This is a genomic window from Shewanella sp. 492 (genome assembly GCF_059338445.1).
The window spans coordinates 3,379,011-3,402,880 of record NZ_CM181702.1; the positions used below are offsets into that span (position 1 = coordinate 3,379,011).

Here is a 23,870-nt window from a genome sequence, read left to right on the forward strand (position 1 = left end):
GCTGAAATCCCACCAGCCCTGTTACCCTCCAGCAGGGCTTTTTACTGCCATTGTTATCAAACTCATGACGCTAACGATCTGCTAATGGCATAAAATATAAATTAAATTAACCCCTTTTCAATTTTGCTCCGTGTATACCAGCAACCGGACTCAATAACAGTCCATCATAGTGTATTAAGCGTATCTTCACTTGGAGTTAAGTATGACAAAATTACCTTTAGCAAGGCTCATTACCAGCAGCATATTGGCCACAGCCCTTGGTTTTGCCAGCGCCACTGCCATGGCGAGCGGCATCGACTTTCCCCATATCGAAACCGTCGGCACCAGCCAAGTGATGATCAAGGCCGATATGGCCGAACTGGTAGTAGAAGTGGTCAGCGAAGCTAAGACTCCGGCAGAGGCTAAGGCGAATTCAGATAAGGCGGTCGCCGATTTTCTTGCCCGCCTGGCCGAAGCAGGCGTCGAGCGCCAGCATATCCACAGCGCCAACCTTTCGCTGCAAGCTAAACAGCAATATGACAGTGACACCCGCACCACCACCGAGGTGGGTTATCGCGCCAGTCGCCAAGTGACCGTGACCGTAGTTGAGCTCGCAAAGCTAAATAACCTTTTAGATACCGCACTTGAGCAGGGCATCAATCGGATTAATCACATTGCTTTTACGTCGAGTAAAACCGCCGAACTTATCGCACAAGCACGCCAGCAAGCGATAGCCGATGCCGAGCAAAAGGCCAAAGCCTTAGCCGCCGGATTCGGTGCAGAGTTAGATAGAGTGTGGCAGATCCGCTATATTGAGCAACGCCCAGTGCAGCCGGTGATGTATCGCATGGACGCTGCGCCAAAAGCCAGCATAGCCGAGAGTTACCAGCAGGCGCAAACCACTGTGAGCGACAGAGTCGAAGTGATCTATCGCTTAAAGTAAGCACGATTGACTAAATTGGCCGCCTCATCAAACACCGTTAAACCACCTCAGATGACGCGGCCAACGACTTTACTTTATCAACTCGAACCCAAAAAATATCACTCTACAAATCGATTAATCGTCTCGATTAAGCTTGAGCTTTTTTGCTAGCGGCTCAATGGCAGCCCCCTGCAGTACAATAGAAAACAGCACCATAAAGAACACCATATGCACCAACTCTATCGCGCCATCCACGCCAGCGGCCGCCGGAATTAATGCAAACACGATAGGAGTTGCCCCTTTGAGCCCAATCGATGAGATAAACAATCGTTTTTGCCAACTGGCCTGCCTAAAGGGCAAGTAACACAACTGCACCGCCAGTGGCCGTGCCACAAACATCAACAATGCCGCCGGCAGCAGTGACAAAGTAAATACCGACACTAAGGTTTGCGGGAACATCTGCAAGCCTAGGATGATAAACATCAGTGACTGGGCTAACCACGACATGCTGTTAAAGAAGTGACGCGTCACTTCGCCGCCGCGTTTGATGCCGTTGCCCATCACCACCCCTGCGACGTAGGACGCGATCAAAATATTGCCGCCCGCCAAATCACTGCCATAGGCAGCAATCACAAAGCAAGCCAAGACAAATACTGGGATCAGGCCATACTCTTGCAGCTGAATATGGTTAAGCGCCCACACCCCCAACTTAGCCACCACAAAGGCGATTAAGATCCCCAACAGAATTTGCAGCACTAACGTTTGGCCTATCTCCCATGCCGATATCGCCTCATTAGGCGCGAGGGCAATACCGGTTAAAATCATCACCATCACCAGTGCGACAGGATCGTTGGTGGCCGATTCGAACTCCAAAATACGATCGGTCTGCTGCTTTAATTTAAGTTTTTTCGCCTCAAGGATAGAAAACACCGCCGCCGCATCGGTAGATGACACCATAGCTGCAAACAACAGGCAGATAACAGGGCTCCAACTGGTGAGCGGATAGAGCATTAATGCCAACAATAAGGTCGTCAACACCACACCGCAGGTTGCTAATACACCGCCCTCTTTGTAGGCCAGCTTAATGCTATCGGTGGAAGTATTAATGCCGCCAACAAACACGATCACATTAAGTGCGATCGCGCCAACCGTCGAGGTCACGGCCAAATTATCATACACAAAATTAAATTCGCCATTGCCCAAGGCTAAGCCCACCACCATAAAAATTAACAGGCTAGGTAAGCCTAAGGTTTTAGACGGGTGGTGTAATAAAATGCCGATGGCTATTAGCGCCGCAATGCCCAGTAGGATAATTTCGTAAGACATCGACATCCTTTTTTAATGGTTAGCAGGGTAACGTTAGTCGGCCGAGAGACCAATAATAGCTTTGTATAGGGGGAATGAGGTCACCTGGCTGATACAGCTCATGAGTATCAGCCAAGTGGAGGTTTATTGGCGATTAAGCCTGACGCCGTGATAAATAAGCCCGCGCTAATAAGACCACACCCACAATCAGAAAGGGCACGCTCAACATCTGGCCTGCACTAATGACCCAGTCTTGGGCATAGGCCGCCTGCTTTACCTTGATCTCTTCGATGATAAACCGCGCGCTAAACACCAGCACTAAAAATAGCCCAAAAATCGCCCCCTGCTTTTGCTTCATCTGGGTGGTGCGATAGATGAACCACAAGGTGATAAAGATGGTTAAATAAGCCAATGCTTCATATAGCTGCGCCGGATGGCGTGGCAGGCGATCGATACGCTCGAAAATAATGCCCCAAGGCTTATCGGTGACCACTCCTAAGATCTCTGAGTTAGCAAAATTAGCCATGCGCACAAAGAAGCCAAAGATGGCGGTGGCGATCGCTAAGCGATCGAGTAAAAACAGAAACGGCATTTTAGTCTTAGTATGGTAATAATACAGGGCTAAGATGGCGCCTAAGCCGCCGCCGTGACTGGCGAGGCCGCCTTCCCAAATCGCTAAAATTTTCTGCGGATGGGCAAAATAATAGCCCGGGTCGTAAAACAATACATGGGCGAGGCGAGCACCAACAATGATGCCTACAACACAGTAAATCAGCAGATTATCTAACGACTCTACATCTAAACCTTCACGCACATAAATGCGTTTCATCACCTGAAAACCACTGGCGATCGCCACGGCAAACAGCACGCCATACCAATGTATTTTGAGTCCCATGAACGAGATCATCACAGGATCGATATTCCAAACTATGTGCTCCAAACGCTTTACTCCATAAGGTGCAGGCCAAGTGACCCGCTTAAATAATCTGCCAGTAGGCATTTTCACGCGCTTGGCGCGCTTATTCAAGCTCATACTATGGATTAATCACGATAAATTAGCTAGATAACCTGAGTCTTACCAGCATAAAAAAGGGCTTAGTCACGAGTGCGACTAAACCCTTGATACCATGCGTTGCTGTGCTTGCAATCGCATTCGTTATCGGCTCACGCTTGAAGGGTAAGATACCGGCTAGTTATGGTCACGCCAGCTCCACTTATGCCTCAAACAAGCCCATTTTAATCATGGTCATTTGACTGGTATTATTTTGCCACAGCAGCAAACAACTGATTAAATTTCTCCAGTCCTTCAAGCATAATCTCATCGCTAATGGTTAATGCGGGCAAGAAACGGATCACGTTACCGTAAAAACCACAGGCCAGTAGCACTAAGCCATGCTCGGCGGCATTGGCGATAATGGCTTGAGTCAGAGCCGTATTGGGTTGCTCTTTATCACCATCGACAAACAGCTCCATGGCGATCATCGCGCCTTGATTGCGCACCTCGCCAATCAACTGCGGATAACGCTGTTGCAACGCACTCAAATGCTCGTTAAATGTCGCGCCAATGTGCGCCGCACGTTCAACTAAGTGTTCTTCGGCGATCACCTCTAGCACAGCCAGCGCCGCCACGCAGCCCACGGGCGAGCCACCATAAGTGCCACCAAGACCACCGGGAAGTGGCGCATCCATAATGTCACTCTTACCCACCACGGCCGCCAGAGGGAAGCCGCCGGCAATGCCTTTCGCCATGGTGATAAGATCCGGCTCCACCTGGGCATGCTCGAAGCTAAACATCTTGCCGGTGCGGCCAAAACCACTTTGAATTTCATCGGCAATTAATACAATGCCATGTTTATCACACAGCGCGCGCAGTGCCTGTAAAAATTCAGGTGGCGCAATATAAAACCCGCCCTCGCCCTGCACTGGCTCAACAATAATCGCTGCCACATCGCAAGGGGCGATATCGACCTTAAACAGGTTTTCAATCGCCTTAAGTGAATCTTTCACGCTCACATCATGCAGCGCCATTGGATAAGGCGCGTGGAAGATATCGCCGGCAAAGGGACCAAACTGATGCTTATACGGGCTGATTTTACCCGTTAACGCCATGGTTAAATTGGTGCGGCCATGAAAACCACCATTAAAGGCGATAACGCCGCGACGCCCCGTGTGCGCACGGGCGATTTTGACGCAGTTTTCCACGGCTTCGGCGCCAGTGGTCACAAAAATCGCTTTCTTATCACTCGGCCCCGGGGCGATAGCGGTCAGCTTTTCGGCCAGTTCAACCGCCGATTCATAAGGATTAACCATCACGCAGGTGTGGCTAAATTTATCCAGCTGCGCCTTAACGGCTTCGACTATTTTTGGATGGCTGTGGCCGGTATTACACACGGCGATGCCTGTGCCAAAATCGATATAACGTTTGCCTTCCACATCCCACAGCTCAGCATTGCTGGCACGTTCAACATAGGCGGCATAAGCGTTGCCCTGACCACGGGCGATGGCGTTCACTTTACGTGCTTGTAAATCTGCGTTGCTCATTTTGAAATCCTTTAATCTTATTGAGTTACTTATCCAGTCCGCCAAGGCACAGGTACTTAATTTCTAAATAATCATCGAGTCCATATTTTGACCCTTCACGGCCATTACCCGATTGTTTTACGCCGCCAAAAGGCGCAGCCGCATTAGAGATAATGCCTTCGTTGACGCCAACCATGCCATACTCAAGTCCCTCGGCGATGCGGAAAATACGGCCAATATCGCGGGCATAGAAATAAGCCGCTAAACCATATTCGGTATCGTTAGCCAGCGCCAAGGCTTGCGCTTCATCGTCGAAACTAATGATAGGTGTGACAGGGCCAAAAATTTCGTTACGCGCCAGCGCCATCTCATTGGTGACGCCGGTGACTATCATAGGCGCGAGAAAGCTTTCGCCTAACTCGCTGCGCCCACCGCCAGCAATCACTGTCGCGCCACTGGCCACAGTGTCGTCCACCAGCTTTAGCACATCATCGACCGCGGTTTTAGAGATCATCGGACCAACGGTGACCCCGTCGCTCAAGCCATCTCCGACCTGCAAACCCGCCACGGCGGCGCTGAATTTTTCGGTAAACTCGGCGGCCACCTTGCTTTGCACTAAGATGCGGTTGGTACATACACAGGTTTGACCCGCGTTGCGGTATTTCGACACTAAAGCGCCCTGCACGGCGGCGTCGATATCGGCATCATCGAATACGATAAAGGGCGCATTGCCACCCAGCTCCATCGACACTTTTTTCACACTGGTGGCGCACTGGGCCAGTAAAATTTTGCCCACCGCAGTGGAGCCGGTAAAGGTAAACTTAGCCACGTCGGGATGCTGGGTAAGTACCTTACCCATACCCGCAGCATCTTCACCCACCACAATATTAAACACCCCGGCTGGGATCCCGGCGCGCTCGGCCAGCTCAGCCATGGCGAGTGCCGACAAGGGAGTAGACGGCGAAGGGCGCGCCACAAAAGTACAGCCTGCCGCTAAGGCCGCTGCAGCCTTACGGGCGATCATCGCGTTGGGGAAGTTCCAGGGAGTGATCGAGGCCACCACACCAACTGGCTGCTTGATCACAATAATACGCTTGTCACTGGCTGGCGCCGGAATGGTGTCGCCGTAGACACGCTTGCCCTCTTCGGCAAACCAATCGATAAAGGCGGCGCCATAGGCAATTTCACCCTTGGCTTCTGCCAACGGCTTACCCTGCTCTAGGGTTAATATGCGCCCCAAATCGTCTTGATGTTGCATCATCAAGTTAAACCATTTACGCATCAGTGCGGCGCGCTCATTGGCGCTCTTTTTTGACCACGCTGGCAGGGCTTTTTTAGCGGCCACTATCGCCGCTTGGGTTTCATCACAGCCAGCATTAGCCACCTCGGCCACCACCTGTTGATTGGCGGGATTGACCACCGCAAAACGGTCGGCGCTATCGACCCAGTTACCGTCGATATATGAGGCGAGCTTGATTAACTGGCTATCTTTAATTCCCTGCATAAATACTCCAAATCAAAAGGGCTGAGCTTTTAGTCACTAATTTGTCTATTGAATAGCAAAAGCAACTCAGGTTAAATACAAAATAATCAACACAATGTTTTATGGCGGCAAAACTTATGAGCAAGCAATCGATCATCCCTAAGGCTGTCACCGAATATGACCTACGCTTGCTGCGCATTTTTCGCACCGTAGTGGAGAATGGCGGCTTTGCCGCAGCCGAAGCCGAACTGGGTGTCACCCGCTCGACCATTAGCGTGCATATGGCCAACCTTGAAAGCCGCATGAAACTGAAATTGTGCAGCCGAGGGCGTGGCGGATTTGCCCTGACCGAGGCGGGACAAGCCGTGTATCACGCCTGCATCGAACTGTTTGACTCACTCAATGATTTCTCTATGTTTGTCAATAATCTAGGCGAGGAGTTGATCGGCGAACTGGTGATCTTATGTGCCGATCAGTTAGATCACACCATGCAACAGAAACTGGCGCAGGTGGTGGCTTACATCCATGCGCGCCAACCCCAGCTACACCTGATTTTAGACGGCGAAGCGCTGCATCATATCGAGAAGTCGTTACTGCAAGATAAGGCCCATGTGGGCTTACTGCCCAGCTATCAGCAGATTGAAGGATTACACTACCGCACACTGTTTAGCGAGCCCATCTATCTGTGCTGCAGCGCTCAGCACCCCTACTTTGAACTCAGCGATAGCGAGATCAGCGCCGAAATGCTGTCAAAGACCGCCTCTATCCACCCTGGCGTCGATATTGACCCCGATGGGCGCGAACAATTAAAGCGCTTAAACTTGTCGGCAAAAGCGTATCAGTTTGATACTCGTAAAACCTTAATTCTATCGGGCTGCTATATTGGATACCTGCCGCTAAGCTATATCCAGCAAGAGCTAGAGACGGGGCAGATGAAGATAATTCACGGCGATGCCGCCAGTTATCCGTTTAATTTGTCGATGGTGTATAAGCACTCGGCGCGAGAAACGGCCAAGGTCGAGCTGTTGATGGCGGCGTTTAATGAAGTGTTTGGCCTAGATATGTCCAGTTAGAGCCTATCAAGTGGCAAACCCAGTGACGAGCGTGAGGCGATCGCCACTGGGTTGCGCTTAATCGGTCTCTTAATCGGTATGATGCATCCCCATCACATTAAACAGGCTCTTTAATGAGATGGGGAGTATAGGTGCAGATTAACTATTGCCCAGTACAAAGCTGTACTTAAGATAGAGGCGTAAATCATTGAGATCTTCGCCGTTATCCATATCGACTAAGGCATAGCGCGCACGGCAACTTAAACCCGGTAGCCACTTATCTAAACCATAGCTCACCGAAAAATCGGTCTGGTTAAAGTCACTACCAGCGCCTTCTGGTACATCATATTCACCATAATGGACATAGGCAGATAAGCCAGTCACCATCTTAGAAAAATCGTAACCCACCTTAAGGGCATATACCTCTTCATTGGCTCGACCCGCCTGATACACCTGCTGGATCACCGCCTTTTCATCACCCCAAGGGGCGAGTAAGGCATCATCACCGGTTTTGGCGTACATCAGGGTGACATCAAGCCCGGCATATTTTGCCCCAGCGTGCAAACCATATTGATAGGTATCTAGTGCACCAGCGGTTTCATCGCCCGATGACGCTTGGGTTAAATAGGTAGGTTTAAGGTACAACTTTCCCTCGCCAACAGGCGTAGACAGGTACAACCTTGCGTAAGTCTGATTAAACACATCCTCCATGTTGTAATGCCACACATCGGCCACGGCATTAACTTGTTCAAACGGTAGCTGATATTTAGCGCCTATGATGTACATAGGATTATCGGCCACATCAGAGGTGATCCCCTCACCAGCGCGCTTAGCCTGCAGCACATCATCGAGTGAGACAAATCCATTATCAGACCAGTTCATCGAATCGGTCACATAAAAAGCCGACAAAGTCAGATTATCGATACTGTTATTAATGGCTGAAAAACCGCGGTAAGTGCGCGGGATAGCGCGAATATCATGACGATTCAACCAAGGGGTATCCATCTCTTGCGCGCCTAGTTTAAAGCGGGTATTCCACCACTGGCCCTGCACAAAGTATTCCTGTAGACGGTTAACATCAGCATGATCGCCATTGGCATCGCGGGCCACTAAGCCATACACATTATTGTTATCGTTGATCCAAATCGGATTCGCCGAGGCAAAACTGGTGCCAAAGCTAATGCCATTAACGGCAGCGGTTTGGTAGTAAAATAATCCACCGATAGAGGTATCGTGCTTAGTGGTGGTGGCGTCATCAAAATCACGCGTAAAATCAAACAAGCGTAACTCGGCTTTCATTTGACCTTGACTAAACATCTGCTCGACGCTGCTATCGGCCATCGCCGGAATCGACATGGCAGTAAGAACTAAGAGTGATAGGTAGGATTTTTTCATTATTATACTTCCCATGATCCGTGGCGAGTAAGCGTGGTAGCTGTGAGCACCACGGCTGTTAGGGTGAGAGTTGCTCTTTTCATATTGACCTCAGGCTAAATTGCTCAAAACTGACGATGTAACAACATCGAAGTGGCGCTATTTCATACTGGCCGCAACTTTACGGTCATCAAGGCTGAAATAGCCGACCTTTTCGAACTTGTTGTTGCCATCCCCATATGCGAGATCACTAGCAAGATGGTTAAGTGGATCGCCTCAGTTAGATTTGAGGAAAATGCGATTTGAGAAAAAAGCGCCATAACCACATGGCGCTAAAAGGCTCAACTCACATGAAATCACTTAACCATGCTATCGATTGGGGCTTCCCCCTCACAACAACAAGTATACGTTAAATGTATGACATATGATTTTTGCTGTACATTTGCGTTAATCACATTTGTATAAAAGGTCACACAATTGTTTTTCCTGCAGACAGGCTCACGCTTTTACACAATAAACCCGCATTTTTGCCGATAGACTATTGCCTCACACTGCAAGGTAAATTAGGGAGATTCACACCGAAAATTAATGAGTTGGCTAAGATACTAAAGAGTTGCTATGGTATGATTTTTGGACTCGTCTGCACACGGAATTTATCTTGAACACTTTCAAACCAATCAAACAGATTAAGGTGTCTAACGAAGTTTTTCAGCAACTCAGAGATGCTATTTTTGATGGCCAATATCTGGCGGGCGCCAAACTCCCCTCGGAGCGAGAATTAATTGAAACCTTTCAAGTTAGCCGAACCGTGGTACGAGAGGCATTAAAAGGGTTAGAAGCGCGCGGGTTGGTCGATATAAAGCAGGGCGCTACCGGCGGTGCATTTGTCAAAAAGCAGACCTATGAACGCCTGAGTAATGACTGCAAAGACTTGTTTTTATTAGGACAGATGTCTTATGCCGAGATCTGCCAAGCCCGCTTAGCCATTGCCCCCATAGTGGCAGGATTAGCAGCGCAACATGGCACGGATGAGGCGCGCCAGCAACTGCAGCAATTGTCCCAACATTGCGAGCCCAGCGACCGAGTCAGCCAGGTGTACCATCAACTGGCCATGATGTGTAATAACCGATTTTTAACCGCTATTGATCAAGCGCTTATCCAGCTGATCGCCGATGTCGATAATCCAACCTCGATAAATAATTCGACAAGCCATCCTGACATGGGGGTGGCAGATGAGATACACACTTTAGTCGATGCGGTGCTAAGCTGTGATCCGTCAAGCGCCGAACAAGCAATGCGCGCCCATCTACAGGCTCATCTCAGCTGTCGGCAACCCGCTCCTCAATCAGACAGGGATAGATCGAGTGAATAACCCTGCTTAATAGCGTCGGTTCAACGCGCGGCTGCGCTTCTATTGAGTCCCGCCAGCAGGGGCAAAAGCGGTTAAGCTCAGTCGTCCCCTAAAAGTGCGCTAATAACTCGGCGCTAAAATCTTGCGCCCCAACCGTTAGCCCTAAACGCTCAATCTGTTGATTAATGCGGTTTAGCTCAGTCTCCACCTCGCCTAAGGTCAAGGTATTATCATCTAACAGATAGACAAGTTTTAAGCTGGTGTAATAAAAACTTAAAATAATCAGTGCATTGACATCATCCTTCTCTGCCGCGAGTTTAATGGCTTTGAGTTTTCGATAGATGCGATTATGTAGCGCCTTTAAACGCGACACATAATAGATCTCTTTAAAATAGGCATGGTGCCGCTGTCGATACAAGACCCCAGCGCACACAGCAAACCCAAACAGTACGCCTAAAAAATTAAGGTGGAAATTACCCGTCGATTCGCCTGTCGCCACTTCGACTTGGCCCCACAAACTGATCAACACCTGACCAATGAGTAACGACAAGATCGCAAGACAAGCAATAAACACTATGATCACGCGGTTTAAATGTTCACGGTAGGTGATCTTATCTATCTCGATTAGCTTCATCTGATTTCTCTGTAAATGCCCCTAGGTTATGAGAGTGCAAGATTACCACGGGTAAATGCCCCTAGGTTATGAGAGTGCAAGATTACCACGGCACGGGCGCAAAATCGCACCATGACGCTATATTTAAAGGCCATTGATGCAGCCCACTCACTTACCCAGTAACACCCGAGTGCAATAGCGGCGCTAACAGATTTAACAGAAACAAAACAAATAGCAGTAAAAACATCTAGACGTCTAAATTGACAGACGTCTTTCAATCTCATATCCTCTTGCTAATTGAGATGACCCCTGTCGCATAACTGCGGTAGGTTCCAGCAAGGAGGGCATGGGAACTTGGGTCTGCATCCTGTTTTAACGACACGTACTCGCGAGCGAGACGTAAGAAGTGAGAGAAGCACATTGACTAGACCAACACATGAGCAACATGCCACCGCCTCTAATGAGCCACAGGCATCCTTTATTGCCCTACTGCCCCTGCTGGTATTTTTGGCGCTATTTATTGGCGCTGGCGTCTACTTTCAAAACCAAGGGGTAGACTTTGCCTTTTATCAAGTTCCCAGCGTCATTGCGATTTTACCCGCCATCATACTGGCGCTGCTGATCTCTAAGCAGAAGCTCAACCAAGGGATAGAGACCTTTATCGCCGGTATTGGTCACTCCAATATTATTGCCATGTGTTTAATCTATTTACTGGCGGGCGCATTTGCCTCAGTTGCCAAGGCCACTGGCGGCGTCGATGCCACCGTTGCTTTAGGGCTATCGTTAGTGCCCTCTAACCTATTACTACCAGGGTTTTTTGTGATTGCCGCCTTTATTGCTACCGCCATGGGCACCTCAATGGGCACCATCGCTGCAGTGGCTCCGATTGCGCTCGGCGTAGCAAATGAAGCTCAAATCGAGCTAGCGGTAATGGCGGGGGCGGTGATCTCCGGCGCGTTATTTGGTGATAACTTGTCGATTATTTCTGACACCACTATCGCCTCGACCCGCACCCAAGGCTGTCACATGAAAGACAAATTCAGAGAAAACCTGATTTTTGCCATTCCGGCGGCCATCATTACCATGATCTTATTTACCCTAGCTGGCCAAGGCCAAGCGGATGTTGCCCCACAAGAAATTGATGTTATTAATGTGATCCCTTACTTAACCATTTTAGTCTTGGCAGTCTCAGGGCTTAACGTGTTTGTGGTGTTAACCGTGGGCATACTGCTGGCAGGCGCGGTGGGCTTAGTCACTAGCGACTATGACTTCATCATCTTTGGTAAAGATATCTATGCCGGTTTCACCAACATGCAGGAGATCTTTATTCTGTCGATGTTAGTGGGTGGGCTTGCGGCCTTAATGCAGCAACAAGGCGGCTTAGCGTTTGTTAATAAACAGATTGAAAAATTGATCGCCCGTTTTTCCAAGCATAAAGGTGAAGCATCGACCCGCGCCTCTGAGCTGGGTATTGCGGGCATGGTTGCTCTGACCAACACCTGTGTGGCCAATAACACGGTTTCGATTGTGGTAACGGGTAATATCGCCAAAGACTTAGCCGAGAAACATCAAGTTACGCCTAAACGTGCGGCCAGTATCTTAGATATCTTTTCCTGCATAGTGCAGGGACTGATCCCTTATGGTGCACAGGCATTATTGATCGCCTCTATCTTTACCATCAGCCCCATTGAGGCTGTGAGTCACGCATGGTACTGCATGGTGCTGGCCGTGGTTGCTATCGCGATTGTGATTTTACGAAAACGCCACTAAGCATAAGCTTGATACAAGCTGAATCAGGTGTTACAAACTTGATTAGAGTCGTGTATTAATAGTTAATTATGGTTTAGACTATCGCCATAGGAATATAAGGCACATGCAAGCTATATCGTTGAGTAACCACTAATATTGACGATATCAAACATGCTTAGGCATGCGCCGAATGAATCAAAGGAGTGCAGCTACTGCGCTCCTTTTTTATTTATCGCACTCCTAACTGGCGATGTTATGACGACATACAACCCAATTAATTACGATTTTCACCGCCTGGTGGTGTTTACTATTTTGGCTGGCACTGTTATCGCTATTCTAGGTATCTCGATCACCTTACTCGCTCAGTATCAACAAATTGGCAATTTAATTTTTAGCCAACTCCCCAGCAATCTCGGCAACTATATTCGCTCGCCACTGGCTTATATTTTTAATATGGGGCTGATCCTCACCGGCATCTGCATGTTACTGGCGATGTATGGTTTACAGCAGCTAGCGCTGAATCGATTTAGTTACGCCATCGCACTGGCTGGGTCAGCGGTAGGTATTAGCATCATACTTATGGGGATCTATCCGATTAATTACCTATTTGAACACAGGTTATTTTCGACCGTTTTTTTAATCAGTACCCTAAGCCTCTACTGCATTAGCCTACTGGGTCACATTCATCATAAAAACATCTGCCCAACCCCCTTGGTTATTGTCAGTCTGCTTGGGGTCTGTTGCGCGTCCGTACTGGCGGGCATGCTCAACTGGACTGACTTAAGTTTTGCTCCTTGCCCCCATGGCGAACAAGCCCCCTGTTTACTGACCTACTTGCTGTGGTGCCAAATCCACTTGGTACTCATCTGGTGCATCATACTGGCACTCAGCATCAAAACGCTGGCGAAAAAAAGCTATTACAAGTCAATATCGGCCAAATTGGCGATCACCTATTAGGCACTGGCTATTAAGTCGATTGCAGGATAAATAATATAGTTCGTTAATCTATTGAAGTATCTGACTATAATACCCTCTCCAATCCCGATTTAGATTAATCAGAGTCCGTCATGCGTTTAGCTCAATATATTGCCCTCACCGGTTTATGTTCTCGCCGCGGTGCAACACGGCTTATCCGTGATGGCCAAATTACCATCGATGGCCGTTTAGCTAACCATATCGACAGCGTCACTCTTATCGACACTCCACAAGGCCAAACGGCGCAGCAACAAGTTTGTTATCAAGGCAAGCCTTTGCCAGCGGTGGAGCACAAGCAATATTGGATGCTCAACAAACAGGTTGGTACCGACTGCCGCCTGCTACCCCACGACCCATCTAGCCTATGGCATCTTCTACCCAAGCAGCCACGCCTCTATCCTGTGGGGCGGCTAGATAAAGATTCGCGCGGCTTATTACTGCTGACCAACGATGGTGAATTGACGCAGCGATTAATGCACCCCGACTTTCACCATCGCAAACGTTATCAAGTGCGACTCAATAAAGCGTTCGATGAGCAATTTATCACCCAAATGGCAGCTGGGGTCAGCTATAAAAACCTCACTAGCTTGCCCTGCCAAGTGCGGCGTTTAGATGACACTCAGTTTGAGATAGTGCTTACCCAAGGGTTAAACCGCCAGATACGTCGTATGAGTCAGGCGCTCGGTTATCGGGTTATCGACCTTGAGCGTGTGGCCATTGAGTCTTTATCTCTTGGCGCCTTGCCGCCCGGGCAATTGCGCCCACTAACCAATGATGAATTAACCGCCTTGCAAGCCAGTATTGCATAAGCGGTTGGCCTTAGAATCAAGGGGTGGCATTTTTGAGTTTTGTGTGAGTCGCGTTTGGCAAGCCGAAATGGATTAATTAGGTTTGAGGGTCGTACCTTCATGGTTGTTAATTGCCTGCCGCAGGCTTATGTGAAAGCACTCTTTTACTTCGATGAGTGCAGCATCAATTGACATTTTTGAGCAACAAAGTAATTTAACGTGTGTCCATTTTTATCGAGGTTGTATATGCACAAAGAACCACTAAGTCTGTTGATAGAAGAGGGACACCCTGCATACGAATGGGCTAAAAAACAATCGGACTCTGTTAGCGCTTTTGGTCATATAGGGACGCATATTGATTGCTACGAATCAGAACCAGCAGAAGCCAAATATGAGGTTGAAGCAGAGATTCTAGACTGTACGAATGGAATGCCTTCAACTAGCGATATTGAGCATCTAGATATTTCAAGTAAAGCATTAGTGCTGTTTACTGGGAATATCGAAAAAAATAGTTATGGAACACCCGACTATGGTGCTATGGATACTTCGGTCACAGCTAAAGTGCTTGATGCACTCCTAGAAAAATCCCCAGCATTTATCGTTATTGACAGCTACGGAATAGGCACACACGGTGATGAGCATATCAGGTTTGATAAAAGGTGTGAGTCAAAAGGCTGCTTCGTAATAGAGAATGTGAACTTATCTAAAATCACCGTTAGTACAATTAAAAAATTACAGATCGAGTTTGATAAATCATCACAATCAACGGGTAAAAGATGCGAAGTTATAGCACTTTGCGCCTAAAAATATGTCCCCATCTCAAAACCTCACTTTTTTGCTTTGCGTTGACTACGTGTTTGTGCCGCTGAGCCCTTCTATTTCAGGGATGAAATCGCATGTTTAACAAAAAAGCAGTGTGCCGAAGAAGTACCTGCACGAAGGCATGCAGCAAACCATTGGTTGCCAAGCGGGTTAACGCTACCATCAATAAATAAAACCCATTCAGCTAAACCCTACAAGCCAAAAAATGCCGATACTTTCATTCGAAGGCTAACGCTACTGGGTAACCAACAGCGTCACCTTAAAATAAATCAGCAAACGATTTCAGTTATGCGCCAATTGGGTCGTATTAACATGCAAAAATGGGTTTATTTTAAGGAACGGTAATGCATTCAAGCATGACAAAATTTGCTATCGATGATGGCTCGACTAATGTGAAAATCAGCTGGATTGAAAACGGCGTAGTGCGCAGCGTGACTTCCCCCAACTCTTTTCGTAAAGACTGGAAAAGTGCCGCTTTGCTGAATGACCGCAAGGTCTTTAACTATCAAATCGCCTCGACCAAGTACACCTATGACGCCACATCAGATAAGGCGCTGTCGACTACTCACGTTGCCTTCCAATATGACGACTTAAACCTGCTATCGGTCCACCATGCGCTGCTGCAAACTGGCGTGAAACCGGGCCCAGTAAGCATTCTGGTCACACTGCCCATCACCGAGTACTACAAGGCCGATGACTGCCAGAAAAACGAAGAGAATATCGCCCGCAAGAAAGCTAACTTGATGCGAGAAATCAGCCTCAATAAAGGCGAGTTATTCACTATCGTCGATGTTGAAGTGCTACCTGAGAGCCTACCTGCCGTGCTAACCACTCTGATGGACTCAGGCGTCAATGAGTTTGCCAAATCCTTGGTGATTGATTGCGGCGGCACTACCTTAGATATGGGCGTCATTGTCGGCGAGTTCGACGATGTGTCGGCCGTGTATGGCAATGCCGAAATTGGTGTTTCTATGGTGACCAACGCGGCAAGAAAAGCGCTGTCAGCTGCAGACAGCGATGCCAGCTACTTGGTCGCCAATGAATTGATTAAGCGTCGCCATAACCGTGAATTTGTGGAAGAGGTGATTAACGACATCAGCAAAGTCGATTGGGTATTAGCGCGAATTGAGGACAAAATTGCCGAGCTCGGCGCCGCGGTTGCCTATGAGGCAAAAACCTTTACCCGTAATCCAAACCGGATCTATTTAGTCGGTGGCGGCGCTATGCTGATTGAAAGCGCGATCCGCAATGCCTACCCTTCGCTGGGCGATAAGATTGTGATGGTCAAAGATCCTCAAGAAGCATTATCGAGAGAGATCTGTTGCTACCACGCCGCTGAGCCTGCTGAAGCGGGTTAAAGGACCATTATGCGCATTCGATTCAATGTAGGACTTGAGCCTGAGATCCACGACGCCCACAGCTATGCCATAAAAGCCCTAAGGCGTTGGCAACAGAAGGAAAAAGCGCGTAATGATGAACCAGATATCGTGCAGCAGCGCCGCACCCAGTTTCATCGAGACCTGTATCTGTCAGGATTATTCCTGCATGAATTGGCGCCACAACTGCCATCGATGCTGAGCCAAACCCTGCTACAAGACAAGGTGAACTGTCACACCTTAGCCTGCCAACTTCACTCAGCTGGCCTCGCGTTAGACGCCAGCGAAGATAAGGGGCTATCTGAGCAGCAGTGGCAAAAGTTAACCGCAATGGTTGAGCGCGCAAACGTGCCACAGCCAACAAGCAACGTGGACTTTAGCGCTATTGAGCAGCAACTTGAGCAGTTACAACAGGGGCAAGAACAGTTAAGTCACCAGCTCAGTCAACTACCCGCGGTAGCAGAAACCGCGCAGCCACACGCCGAGTTGGCCACTCAGTTCAGTCAGCTTAAGCAAGGGCAAGAGCAGTTGATGGCACAGATAAAGGCGCTGCGCAGTCAATTAGCGCAAACGCCAGCGACACCCGCTGCCCCCGATGACGCACCGAGTCTCACGACTCAGCTTGAACGTGCCAGCCGAGTGAAATCAAAAGGGCTGTGGTAGGCCGTTTTATCACCCCACCTATGCGTAAAACTATCTATGCGTAAAAAGGGGCTTAAGTGATAACTTAAGCCCCTTTTTTAGTGGCGGCACATATTAACCACGCAGGGTTAATCGCCGGTGATTAATGCACAATTTCCATCTCTTCTAGCAGGTTATCGGCATTATCTAAGTATTTCATGACCCACAGCATATAACGGCTATCGACCTGGATAGAACGGTTGGTGTCAGGATCGTAGCCCCAATCACCAATGATGCTCTCATACACACCATCAAACAGCAGACCCACAAGCTCGGCGCGACCATTTAAGGTTGGCGAGCCAGAGTTGCCGCCAGTGGTGTCTAAGGTCGACAGGAAGTTAACCGGCACTGAGTCGATAGACTTCATATAGAAATCACCATACTGCTTTTGCTTAATTAGCTCTAACTGCTTCTTAGGGGCATCAAATGGTGACACGCCAGTGTCTTTAGCCAAAATGCCTTCGAGACGAGTAAAAGGCACCGCCTGTAAACCATCTTGTGGTGAATAGCCCTTCACATGGCCCACGGTAACACGCAAGCTTGAGTTGGCATCGGCGTAAACTGGCTTACCTAACTGCTTGTTATAAGCGATGATGGCGTCCATATATTGTGGGCGCACCTTCATCAGCTTACCAGCCAGCTGCTTCGATTTTTGCTCTTCAGCCATATCGGTGTCATACATAGCCACCGCAAGCTGAATAAAGGGATCGTTGGAGGCTTTAAAGTCGCTTACCGATTTGTCCATCCAGGCCAAACGCGTGGCTTGGTCGTCCAGTTGCGTGTTGGCGTACATCTTGTCTAACGTCTTGCTGAGCTTGGCGGCATCAAAGTTTTTATCGATACCAAAGGCTTTATCGAGTGCGGCAATATGCTCACTTTCTGGCAGCGCGGCGTAACGTTTAAGCAGGTCAAAGACCACGGCTTTATCGACACTGGCAGCGTAACGTCTGTCGATACGCTCCATGCCTGACTTAAAGCGGGTCATATCACGCTCTTGGTAACCTGGCTCACGTGCCATATCGTCAAGCTGCTTCTCATTGGCTAGGCGATAAAGTTGGCGCGCGGTGGGTAACATAGTGGTGTAACCTAAGTAACCCAAGATGATGTTACGCGCTTGGTGCTCTTGGCTTTGGGCGATCAGGCTGTCGAGCTCGGCAAGGGTCTTACCGTATTTGGCCTTACGCTCGCTATCTTGCGCAATCCACTTCCCGAGTTCGGCCTCACCGGCTTGACGATCGGCCAGCATGGTCGACTTACCGTAAAACTCGATCATTGAGGTGAAGTTTTTCGCGTAGTTGGCCAATCCAGCAATCAAGCTTTCATACTTGATGCGCTCATCGCTGCCCTCTGGCGCAGTCTCTTTGATGATCTCGATAAAGCGCTCACGCAGCATTTTGCCTTCAGGGTATGCCCATTCAAACTGATTTTGGACTTCGTTGGCAGTGCGGTAGCGATTGGTGCGACCCGGATAACCGGCCACCATCACAAAATCACCGTCACTGACGCCTTTGGCCGACACTTTCAAGAAGCTCTTTGGCTCGTAAGGCACGTTGTCTTGGCTAAAATCGGCAGGCTTGCCATCTTTAGCCACATAACCACGGTAAAAAGAGAAATCACCCGTGTGGCGTGGCCACATCCAGTTGTCGATATCGCCGCCATACTTACCCACGCTTGCCGCTGGGTTATAGACTAAGCGTACGTCGCGGATCTCCAATTGCTTAACCAGATAATATTCTAGCCCGCCATGAAAACTGTATACCTGACAGCGATAGCCCCCTTCGGCCTCACACTCGGCCACTAAGGCTTTTTCTTTGGCTTCAATCCCTTGATAGAAGGCGTTCCCCTCTTTCTCCGCCAAGCCCGCTTTAACCTTGTCAGTCACATCGGTCACCGCTTCAGTGACATAGATGCGTGAGCCGGGTGTGGCCGGTAATTCATCGGCAAAGGTTTTGGCTAAAAAGCCATCTTCGAGGAGGTTGTTCTCAGGGGTTGAGTTGTACTGAATTGAGCCATAGGCACAGTGATGGTTAGTCACGACCAGCCCTTTAGGAGAGACAAATGACGCCGTACAACCACCAAGACTTATCACGGCATTCATCGGAAATTCGGTCAGTTTAGAGATTGATTTGGCATCAATCTCAAGCCCTTTGGCTTTTAACTCATCCGCCATCGCGGGCAGCTGATGTGGCTGCCACATGCCCTCATCGGCTTGCGCGCCAAAGGCAGCGGCAAACGCCACTGTCATTAATAGTTTTTTCATTTTTTAAGTCCATTTTATCGTTATAGATATCGAGTGATTCAATTGTTGAGCAATACCCAGACAATAAAAAAGTCGGGCAATTACCCGACTTTATCACAAATGGCTAGTATACAAATAGCTTAGAAAATGACTAAAAAAGTAACGAGGTGTGTCGCTAAATAGGTCGTATAACACCCTTAAAAATAACCCACTTGGGCGGCGTCTAAGACTCATTTACCATGAGTTAAGTTATGCCGCCTTAAAGTGATGCTACAAGGTCACCCATAATTGCGAAGCAATGATCATCACCCCTAGCGCGCCCGCCACATATAAGGCTGGCGTACCGCCCATCACTTGGTAACCTCCCAATGCTAGCTTACGCTGACGCATGGCCATCAAGATGGGTAAAATAATGATCATCATCACCAATGGGATAGCCGCAAAGCCCAGTACTTTGACGAAGCCGTCGGGGTAGAAGATCGCACACAACAAAGGCGGAATAAAAGTTAATAACCAAGTCTGTAAGCGGCCACTCGCATTGCTTTTGGCCCGAGTTAACTCGGCAATAAAATCAAACAGGCTCATGGTGACCCCAAGGAACGAGGTGATCAGCGCCAAGTCGGCAAAGAAGGCGATGCTTTGGCTGACAATCGATGATTGCGCCAAGGCTTGCAGCGCATTGATCAGCTGAGGTAACGAGCCATCAAACCCACTAATTCTATCGCCACCCACGGTACCTAAGGTAACCGTCAGCCAAAATATATAGCAGGCCAGTGGAATGGTTGAGCCAATCAACAATACCTTACGCAGTTTAACGCTGTCGCCATCAAGGTAACCCACTAAAGTGGCAATACAGACGTGGAAACCAAACGAGGTAAACACCACAGGCACCGCCGCCATTAAGTAACCAGAAAAACTGCCCTGCTCGACGCCTTCAATAACGGCTGTTGCCGCCATGCTCGACAACGACACATCGGGCAACAAAAACAACACCACCAGCACTAATAACAGCACCATGGCAGAAAAAAGTACCCGCGAGATCTTATCGATCCAGGCGATCCCCACCGCAATCAGACCACCAAAAAACAGGGTAAACAGCATAATCGCAGTGTGTGAGTCGAGCTGTACGCCGAACAAACCATCGAGCTTAGAGACTAATAAGGAGGAGCCACCGAGCAAATAGACCATGGTCAACGCATAAAGCAGGCTTAAAAATGAGCCCCCTTGAACAAGTTGACCCACTTTACCTAAGGTTTTACCTGTGATGGCATGCACATTGTCACCCACCCCAGAGCGAAGATTAATTTCTAACATCAACAGCGATGTATAAGCCGATACGCCCCAAATCACCACCAATAAAGCCATGGCAGCCACGCTACCTAACGCCGCCGTCGCCAGAGGCAAAGCCAACATTCCCCCACCGATTGCCGTCCCTGCAACAATGGCTATAGAACCAAGCATTTTTGAATTCACAAGATTGTCCTGTTTTTAATTTTTATAAGAGTTGGAAGGTCAGATTTGAACGACAATTGAAAGAGGATTTTTAGCAACATGTAGCACCCACTGTAAGCCTCCCCATCGTCTAGTGCATCTGCACCTTACTGCGATATGGTTGGGCCCCAACAACTTAGCTAACATGATCATTTTTACCAGTATCTATTTAACTAAGCCGCTGAGGCGGTATAAATCGGTAAAAATATCGATAGGCTTTTTTCATCACTACCTTTATACAATTTTAATATGACTGCTAGCGACCATATCAGAGCCTAACCCAGCGCACAAGCCAACTTCAGCAACAAAAGCAAGTTTATACACCTAGGCAACATCCTTTAAACAACTGTAACGCAGCACCATTACAACAATACGACTTTTGGCAAAAAAACTGCCTGCCTGACTTGCCTAATCAACCTGGATCCGTATAATCTGCCGCCACTGCTTTAGGGGAGTAGCTAACGTGACTCGATAATGGGTCATGGGTGAGTATCAACATACTTGGCCTTATGCCATGGTGCTCACAGTAATAGGCATAGCCGATATCGGCTGGCATATTGCCCGGCAAGACCTAAGCACGGTTACCGCTCAAATTTAGGGGGCGGCGGACTGTGCTTGGATTTTTTGCCCCCTAAGGAACCCTCATGGAAGCTCTACTTGCGTCAACCTTCACCGTGGCAATTGCCGAAATTGGTGATAAAACTCAACTGCTAGCATTAATACTAGCCGCCCGCTTTAGAAATAAAACCGCCATCATTTTAGGCATCTTACTCGCGACTCTTGCCAATCACTTTGCTGCCGCGTGGCTGGGCCAATGGGCCATCAACTGGATCAGTCCAGATCTGGCGCGCTATATTGTCGCAGGCTCCTTTTTTGCCATCGCGCTGTGGGTATTAGTGCCCGATAAAGTCGACGCCGAAGAGAGCCGCTTCTATAAGATGGGTCCCTTTATTGCCACCTTTGTGCTGTTTTTCTTAGCCGAGATGGGCGATAAGACTCAGATAGCCACCATCGTACTGTCGGCTAAATATGACGCCCTCGCCTTGGTGGTTGTCGGCACCACGCTCGGCATGATGATTGCCAATGTGCCAGTGGTGATTGCCGGCCACTTTAGCGCCGACAAGCTGCCTATGGTCTGGATCCACCGTGGCTGCGCCGCACTCTTTGCCCTGTTGGGATTAGCCACTTTGCTATTTTAAGCGGTGAGCCAACAACATAATGAAAAAGCCAGTGGTATGGTATACGCCACTGGCTTTTTCATGCACTAAAACTTATAACCCTAAGGCCTGTTGCACTTGCTGACCATAACCACTGTCGGCTTGAGTAAAGTGCTGCACCATACGTTGCTGCACATCATCACTGGCCTGACTTAACGTAGCGGCAATATTGGCTACTAACCGCGCTTGTTCCGCCTCGGAGAAGATGCGATATAAGTTACCGGCCTGAGTATAATCGTCTTGATCATAACGACTATAACGTGCTGCCTCTCCTTCGAGTCGCAGTGGTGGCTCGGCGACTATCTTAGGCTCAGCTAAGCCTGCGGCCCTGCTATTAGGCCCATAGTTAACACTCGCATCGCCGCCAGTTTGACTGCCGCTAAAGGGACATCGAGTTCCTGCCATTGCACCACCACGTTGGTGATGATTGGCTTGCGTGGCATGGGGGCAGTTAACCGGCAACTGGTTATAGTTGGCGCCAATGCGATAACGCTGTGCATCTGCATAGGCAAACAAACGTGCTTGCAGCATCTTATCTGGCGATGCGCCCACACCTGGCACTAAGTTACTTGGAGCCAGTGCTACCTGCTCTACTTCGGCAAAGTAATTTTGAGGTAAACGATTAAGCTCTAATACGCCCACTTCAATAAGTGGGTAGTCACTATGTGGCCACACTTTAGTCAAATCAAACGGGTTAATGTGATAAGTGTTAGCATCGGCTTCAGGCATGATTTGTACATTAACAGTCCAGCGGGGGAAGTTGCCATCATTGATTGCCGCCACCATATCGCGTTGAGATGAATCGGGATCGATCCCCTTTAATATATCGGCTTGCTCAGTTGTGAGGTTGACCACCCCTTGTTGCGATTTAAAGTGGAACTTCACCCAAAAACGCTCGCCTTTAGCATTCCAAAACGAGAAGGTGTGCGAGCCATAACCGTGCATCTGGCGGTAGTTAGCAGGAATACCACGATCAGACATTAATATCGTTACCTGATGCATCGCCTCAGGGTTGAGTGACCAGAAGTCCCACATCGCCTGCGGATCTTTCAAATTGGTTTGTGGGTTGCGCTTTTGCGTGTGAATGAAATCGGGAAACTTAATGCCATCACGCAAGAAGAAGGTCGGTGTATTGTTGCCCACAATGTCATGGTTACCGCGCGTCGTATAAAAGCGCAGCCCAAATCCACGCGGGTCACGCTCAGCATCCGCCGATCCCATCTCACCACCAACGGTGGAGAAACGCATAAAAGTCTCGGTTTGTTTGCCCACACCATTAAAATGGTCGGCAATGGTGAAATCACTTAAATCTTTTGTCAGTGTAAAAGTGCCATACACTCCCGTCCCCTTAGCATGCACGATACGCTCAGGAATGCGTTCACGATTAAAGTGAGCTAACTTCTCGATTAAGTGCCAGTCTTGCAGTAACAGTGGGCCACGTTCACCTGCCGATAATGAGTTTTGGTCGTCTGTAACCGGGGCGCCATTTTGGCTAGTAAGCATGGCTGGTGTGTGAGCTGTCATCGCTTGGTTTATCATCTGTTTACTCCATTAAAATTAATATTATTTTTGCATCACTATCGGCTTTATGGCGCGACAAGTGGCTGCTGTACTATTGTTTGCATGCTGGCGACCATCACTATGAAGTGTGATTAACCCACTGTTCGATAAGATCGAAAATAGTTGTCATAGCTAATGCTCCTATATATTTGCCACTGCAATTACGATGTCGTCATCATAGGTTGACGACCAATTCAAATAAAGCGATTAAAATTGATAGTTGCAATCTGTTTATTGAATTAATAAGGCCGTATTAAGATTAACTAGAGGAGGTAGTCAGATTAAACAGGCTTAATTGAGACTAACTCAGCCTGTTTATCGCCAAGGGGAAAAACTAAAAAATCAGAGGAAAAATAAGCGTAAAATACGTAGC

Annotated in this window: 19 protein-coding genes; 10 read left to right on the forward strand and 9 right to left on the reverse strand. The window is 48.5% G+C overall.

Translation table 11 applies throughout. From position 1 onward, the window contains the following. Positions 1-202 precede the first annotated feature (202 nt). A complete protein-coding gene (locus AC5YBX_RS14875) occupies positions 203-922 on the forward strand; it encodes an oxidative stress defense protein (protein ID WP_494520867.1) in 720 nt (239 codons plus the stop codon). Positions 923-1,036: 114 nt separating this feature from the next. On the opposite strand, the gene AC5YBX_RS14880 is transcribed toward AC5YBX_RS14875, so the two are convergent. From AC5YBX_RS14880 to AC5YBX_RS14895, 4 genes are all read right to left on the reverse strand, one after another. Continuing rightward, positions 1,037-2,227 carry a potassium/proton antiporter gene (locus AC5YBX_RS14880; protein WP_494520866.1) on the reverse strand — a complete coding sequence of 397 codons (1,191 nt, stop codon included), beginning with the start codon at positions 2,225-2,227 and terminating at the stop codon, positions 1,037-1,039. A gap of 133 nt (positions 2,228-2,360) precedes the next feature. Beyond that, positions 2,361-3,146, reverse strand: coding sequence for a prolipoprotein diacylglyceryl transferase (gene lgt, locus AC5YBX_RS14885; protein ID WP_494523945.1), 786 nt, complete (start codon positions 3,144-3,146; stop codon positions 2,361-2,363). Between the two features lie 320 nt (positions 3,147-3,466). Continuing rightward, entirely contained in the window at positions 3,467-4,747 is a 1,281-nt protein-coding gene (gene gabT, locus AC5YBX_RS14890) for a 4-aminobutyrate--2-oxoglutarate transaminase (protein ID WP_494520864.1), read from the reverse strand. Positions 4,748-4,772: 25 nt separating this feature from the next. Further along, a complete protein-coding gene (locus AC5YBX_RS14895; protein ID WP_494523946.1) occupies positions 4,773-6,230 on the reverse strand; it encodes an NAD-dependent succinate-semialdehyde dehydrogenase in 1,458 nt (485 codons plus the stop codon). Positions 6,231-6,346: 116 nt separating this feature from the next. Here AC5YBX_RS14895 and AC5YBX_RS14900 point away from each other — a divergent pair, with 116 nt between their 5' ends. Continuing rightward, a complete protein-coding gene (locus AC5YBX_RS14900) occupies positions 6,347-7,282 on the forward strand; it encodes a LysR family transcriptional regulator (protein WP_494523947.1) in 936 nt (311 codons plus the stop codon). A 138-nt stretch (positions 7,283-7,420) separates the two neighbouring features. On the opposite strand, the gene AC5YBX_RS14905 is transcribed toward AC5YBX_RS14900, so the two are convergent. Then, positions 7,421-8,656 carry an OprD family outer membrane porin gene (locus tag AC5YBX_RS14905; protein WP_494520861.1) on the reverse strand — a complete coding sequence of 412 codons (1,236 nt, stop codon included), beginning with the start codon at positions 8,654-8,656 and terminating at the stop codon, positions 7,421-7,423. 637 nt (positions 8,657-9,293) lie between these two features. On the opposite strand from AC5YBX_RS14905, the gene AC5YBX_RS14910 reads away from it, so the two are divergent. Then, a complete protein-coding gene (locus AC5YBX_RS14910; RefSeq protein WP_494520860.1) occupies positions 9,294-10,007 on the forward strand; it encodes a FadR/GntR family transcriptional regulator in 714 nt (237 codons plus the stop codon). Positions 10,008-10,095: 88 nt separating this feature from the next. Here AC5YBX_RS14910 and AC5YBX_RS14915 read toward each other — a convergent pair whose 3' ends face one another. Continuing rightward, entirely contained in the window at positions 10,096-10,620 is a 525-nt protein-coding gene (locus AC5YBX_RS14915) for a DUF3087 domain-containing protein (RefSeq protein WP_494520859.1), read from the reverse strand. A 339-nt stretch (positions 10,621-10,959) separates the two neighbouring features. On the opposite strand from AC5YBX_RS14915, the gene AC5YBX_RS14920 reads away from it, so the two are divergent. The 6 genes from AC5YBX_RS14920 (at position 10,960) to AC5YBX_RS14945 (ending at position 16,972) form a co-directional block, all read left to right on the forward strand. Further along, positions 10,960-12,369, forward strand: coding sequence for a Na+/H+ antiporter NhaC family protein (locus AC5YBX_RS14920; RefSeq protein WP_494524833.1), 1,410 nt, complete (start codon positions 10,960-10,962; stop codon positions 12,367-12,369). Between the two features lie 234 nt (positions 12,370-12,603). Next, a complete protein-coding gene (locus AC5YBX_RS14925) occupies positions 12,604-13,305 on the forward strand; it encodes a DUF998 domain-containing protein (protein ID WP_494523948.1) in 702 nt (233 codons plus the stop codon). Between the two features lie 110 nt (positions 13,306-13,415). Continuing rightward, positions 13,416-14,132 carry an RNA pseudouridine synthase gene (locus AC5YBX_RS14930; protein ID WP_494523949.1) on the forward strand — a complete coding sequence of 239 codons (717 nt, stop codon included), beginning with the start codon at positions 13,416-13,418 and terminating at the stop codon, positions 14,130-14,132. Positions 14,133-14,357: 225 nt separating this feature from the next. Next, a complete protein-coding gene (locus AC5YBX_RS14935) occupies positions 14,358-14,915 on the forward strand; it encodes a cyclase family protein (protein ID WP_494520856.1) in 558 nt (185 codons plus the stop codon). 362 nt (positions 14,916-15,277) lie between these two features. Beyond that, positions 15,278-16,291: a plasmid segregation protein ParM domain-containing protein gene (gene parM / locus AC5YBX_RS14940; RefSeq protein ID WP_494523950.1), complete on the forward strand. Its 1,014-nt coding sequence runs from the start codon at positions 15,278-15,280 to the stop codon at positions 16,289-16,291. 9 nt (positions 16,292-16,300) lie between these two features. After that, on the forward strand, positions 16,301-16,972 hold the full coding sequence (locus tag AC5YBX_RS14945) for a hypothetical protein (RefSeq protein ID WP_494523951.1): 672 nt from the start codon (positions 16,301-16,303) through the stop codon (positions 16,970-16,972). Between the two features lie 121 nt (positions 16,973-17,093). Here AC5YBX_RS14945 and AC5YBX_RS14950 read toward each other — a convergent pair whose 3' ends face one another. Together AC5YBX_RS14950 and AC5YBX_RS14955 are read right to left on the reverse strand one after the other, a co-directional pair. Continuing rightward, complete coding sequence (locus AC5YBX_RS14950; protein ID WP_494520853.1) at positions 17,094-19,250, reverse strand: S46 family peptidase; 2,157 nt, start codon at positions 19,248-19,250, stop codon at positions 17,094-17,096. 249 nt (positions 19,251-19,499) lie between these two features. Continuing rightward, positions 19,500-20,702 carry an aromatic amino acid transport family protein gene (locus AC5YBX_RS14955; RefSeq protein WP_475514922.1) on the reverse strand — a complete coding sequence of 401 codons (1,203 nt, stop codon included), beginning with the start codon at positions 20,700-20,702 and terminating at the stop codon, positions 19,500-19,502. A gap of 662 nt (positions 20,703-21,364) precedes the next feature. On the opposite strand from AC5YBX_RS14955, the gene AC5YBX_RS14960 reads away from it, so the two are divergent. Continuing rightward, on the forward strand, positions 21,365-21,919 hold the full coding sequence (locus AC5YBX_RS14960) for a TMEM165/GDT1 family protein (protein ID WP_494520852.1): 555 nt from the start codon (positions 21,365-21,367) through the stop codon (positions 21,917-21,919). 72 nt (positions 21,920-21,991) lie between these two features. Here the strand turns inward: AC5YBX_RS14960 and katB are convergent, their stop codons facing one another. Next, positions 21,992-23,440 (reverse strand): catalase KatB, encoded by a 1,449-nt coding sequence (gene katB, locus AC5YBX_RS14965; protein ID WP_494521577.1) that lies wholly within the window; start codon positions 23,438-23,440, stop codon positions 21,992-21,994. Between the last annotated feature and the right edge of the window lie 430 nt (positions 23,441-23,870).

Bases quoted from the DNA above. Each gene is read 5' to 3' on its own strand.
- AC5YBX_RS14875 (WP_494520867.1), top strand. From the start codon at position 203: ATGACAAAATTACCTTTAGCAAGGCTCATTACCAGCAGCATATTGGCC.
- AC5YBX_RS14880 (WP_494520866.1), bottom strand. From the start codon at position 2,227: ATGTCTTACGAAATTATCCTACTGGGCATTGCGGCGCTAATAGCCATC.
- gabT (WP_494520864.1), bottom strand. From the start codon at position 4,747: ATGAGCAACGCAGATTTACAAGCACGTAAAGTGAACGCCATCGCCCGT.
- AC5YBX_RS14895 (WP_494523946.1), bottom strand. From the start codon at position 6,230: ATGCAGGGAATTAAAGATAGCCAGTTAATCAAGCTCGCCTCATATATC.
- AC5YBX_RS14900 (WP_494523947.1), top strand. From the start codon at position 6,347: ATGAGCAAGCAATCGATCATCCCTAAGGCTGTCACCGAATATGACCTA.
- AC5YBX_RS14905 (WP_494520861.1), bottom strand. From the start codon at position 8,656: ATGAAAAAATCCTACCTATCACTCTTAGTTCTTACTGCCATGTCGATT.
- AC5YBX_RS14915 (WP_494520859.1), bottom strand. From the start codon at position 10,620: ATGAAGCTAATCGAGATAGATAAGATCACCTACCGTGAACATTTAAAC.
- AC5YBX_RS14925 (WP_494523948.1), top strand. From the start codon at position 12,604: ATGACGACATACAACCCAATTAATTACGATTTTCACCGCCTGGTGGTG.
- AC5YBX_RS14930 (WP_494523949.1), top strand. From the start codon at position 13,416: ATGCGTTTAGCTCAATATATTGCCCTCACCGGTTTATGTTCTCGCCGC.
- AC5YBX_RS14935 (WP_494520856.1), top strand. From the start codon at position 14,358: ATGCACAAAGAACCACTAAGTCTGTTGATAGAAGAGGGACACCCTGCA.
- parM (WP_494523950.1), top strand. From the start codon at position 15,278: ATGCATTCAAGCATGACAAAATTTGCTATCGATGATGGCTCGACTAAT.
- AC5YBX_RS14945 (WP_494523951.1), top strand. From the start codon at position 16,301: ATGCGCATTCGATTCAATGTAGGACTTGAGCCTGAGATCCACGACGCC.
- AC5YBX_RS14950 (WP_494520853.1), bottom strand. From the start codon at position 19,250: ATGAAAAAACTATTAATGACAGTGGCGTTTGCCGCTGCCTTTGGCGCG.
- AC5YBX_RS14960 (WP_494520852.1), top strand. From the start codon at position 21,365: ATGGAAGCTCTACTTGCGTCAACCTTCACCGTGGCAATTGCCGAAATT.
- katB (WP_494521577.1), bottom strand. From the start codon at position 23,440: ATGCTTACTAGCCAAAATGGCGCCCCGGTTACAGACGACCAAAACTCA.